Origin of the sequence: Vibrio sp. 10N.286.46.A8 (genome assembly GCF_041470165.1) — a bacterium.
Lineage (GTDB): Bacteria > Pseudomonadota > Gammaproteobacteria > Enterobacterales > Vibrionaceae > Vibrio > Vibrio tasmaniensis_A.
In genome coordinates this window covers 1-1173 of the sequence record NZ_JBFRLX010000404.1, presented here as the reverse complement: position 1 = coordinate 1173, position 1173 = coordinate 1, and the positions used below count along the sequence as shown (strand labels likewise).

Annotated in this window: 2 protein-coding genes; both read right to left on the bottom strand. The window is 33.2% G+C overall.

Annotated features, from left to right (window positions below; translation table 11 throughout):
- A partial coding sequence (locus AB4232_RS22705; protein WP_372088121.1) for a sulfotransferase occupies positions 1-196 on the bottom strand: 196 nt, incomplete at its 3' end.
- The gene (locus AB4232_RS22700) at positions 193-1134 is read right to left on the bottom strand and encodes a glycosyltransferase family 2 protein (RefSeq protein ID WP_372088119.1); all 942 of its coding nucleotides are present in this window, start codon (positions 1132-1134) and stop codon (positions 193-195) included. The genes AB4232_RS22705 and AB4232_RS22700, both read right to left, overlap by 4 nt.
- Between the last annotated feature and the right edge of the window lie 39 nt (positions 1135-1173).

Genomic DNA, 1173 nt, shown 5'->3' with positions numbered 1-1173 from the left:
CAAGTATACCTGGTTCTATATTTTTGAAATATTTAGTAAGATAATTATCTTTTTTATTATCAAATATGTCATTTAGAAAATATTTCGGCTCTGGCTTGACAGGCTCAGCCATTTTTATTTCTGGGTGCTGCTGCAGCATCTTGTACAACCATGTGGTACTACTTCTTTGAGCTCCAACAATAAAGAACTGATTCATTCGACTTCCTCAGCTATATGATAAGAACAATCGTGAGACAATGTTTTAGAAATACGAATAACATACTCTCCTAAAACACCTAAAATTAATATAATAAAGCCATTTAGAAAAGATAGTAGTGCTACAAGTGTAGTCCAACCTTGAACATCACTGCCATAAACCAGTTGATTAATTATCATGAATAGGCCCCAAGAAAAACTAGCTACTGATATAACGACACCGACAACAGAGAGCGCTTTGAGTGGATATGATGAATAATTAAATAACAATCGACTTATCAATATCAGGATTTTTCCTAGTGAGTAATTCGATTCTCCGTCATCTCTTTTTGCATGCTTAGTTAAGGTGTTACCAATCTTACTAGCATGCATGAGTAGTAACCCTGGGATATATGGCTCATTTACTCGATATTTAATAACTCTTTTAGCTAGTGATTTGGTAAATATACGAAAATTTGTTAGGACGATGTTATCTGGCTTGCCAAATATTTTATTGTTCAGCCAATCAACAACTTTCGTCCCAAGTTTTCTATAAGAAGCATGCTTCTTTTGTTCAAATTCCGCAAAAACTAAATCGTATCCCTCTTCTATCTTATTCAGAAGTTTCTTGATTTCACTTGGGGGATTCTGCAAATCATCATCCATTGTTATAACATAATCACCTGTCGACTTTTCAATACCACACATAACTGCAGTATGTTGGCCATAGTTTTTAACAAGATCTATCGATTTTACTTCATTAATGCTTTTTGCTAAACCAGAGATCACACTCCAACTGTCATCAGGACTACCATCATTAACTAAAATAATCTCAAACTTAGACGTTAGTTTAGTAACTTCCTTAATGATTTCATTTACAGTTTTCGTCACAAACGATTGACTATTATAAACGGGGATTACAATAGATAGTTTTATTTCTTTTTTAATTGTCTGAGTCATAATGATTCTTTTAGAGTTAAGAGATGATAACTTCTACTT

Excerpts from the sequence above, each read along its gene's own strand:
- AB4232_RS22700 (WP_372088119.1), bottom strand. The coding sequence starts at position 1,134 with ATGACTCAGACAATTAAAAAAGAAATAAAACTATCTATTGTAATCCCC.